Genomic DNA, 662 nt, shown 5'->3' on the forward strand with positions numbered 1-662 from the left:
CGGCTCCCCCGGTGACGCCCGCACGCGCGCCGCGACGCTCGCCACCTGGGCGTAGGTCTGGCTGCGCTCGTCCGGGCGGGGCAGGTCCCGGGAGACGCCCGCGAGCCCCACGACGACGCCCGAAGGGTCCCGCAGGGGCAGCTTGTGCGTCAGGCACCACCCGACGTTCACGGACGCGCCGCGCCCGCGCTGCGGATGGTACATCTCCAGCCGGTCGCGGATCGCCTCGCCCCGCGCGATGACGAGCAGGTCGTCGCGGGTGTAGTTCTCGCCGAGCGCGCCGGGGAAGAGGTCGGCGGCGGTGCGGTTCAGCACGTCCTCCCTGCGCGAGAGGCCCGAGCGGTCGAGCATCGTCCTGTTGACCGTCACGTAGCGGCCCCGGGTGTCCTTGACGTAGAACATCGTCTCGGGCAGCGCGTCGAACAGGTCGAGCAGCACGTCGGGCGCGAGGAGGCTCGCGAGGGGGGCAGGCATGCCCCATTGTGCGGAATTCCGTGCGCGGGCGGCGGGCGCGGACAAGACGGACGGCGGGCGTGGGCGCGATGATGGACCCATGACCTCCCTTCGAGCGGACGTCCTCGTGATCGGCGCGGGCATCGTCGGCGCCGCCTGCGCCTACCGCCTCGCGCGCGAAGGCCTGCGCGTCACCGTGCTGGAGGGCG

The 662-nt window shown here is 73.9% G+C and carries 2 protein-coding genes; one reads left to right on the plus strand and one right to left on the minus strand.

Features of this window, described 5'->3' with window-relative positions; translation table 11 throughout:
- Positions 1–474 (minus strand): PAS domain-containing protein (locus DEIPI_RS32660; protein ID WP_045234713.1); only part of this gene is annotated, 474 nt, incomplete at its 3' end.
- Positions 475–553: 79 nt separating this feature from the next.
- On the opposite strand from DEIPI_RS32660, the gene DEIPI_RS36855 reads away from it, so the two are divergent.
- Positions 554–662 (plus strand): FAD-dependent oxidoreductase (locus tag DEIPI_RS36855; protein WP_157463805.1); only part of this gene is annotated, 109 nt, incomplete at its 3' end.

The sequence above is a fragment of the Deinococcus pimensis DSM 21231 genome, assembly GCF_000519345.1.
GTDB classification, from domain to species: Bacteria; Deinococcota; Deinococci; order Deinococcales; family Deinococcaceae; genus Deinococcus_A; species Deinococcus_A pimensis.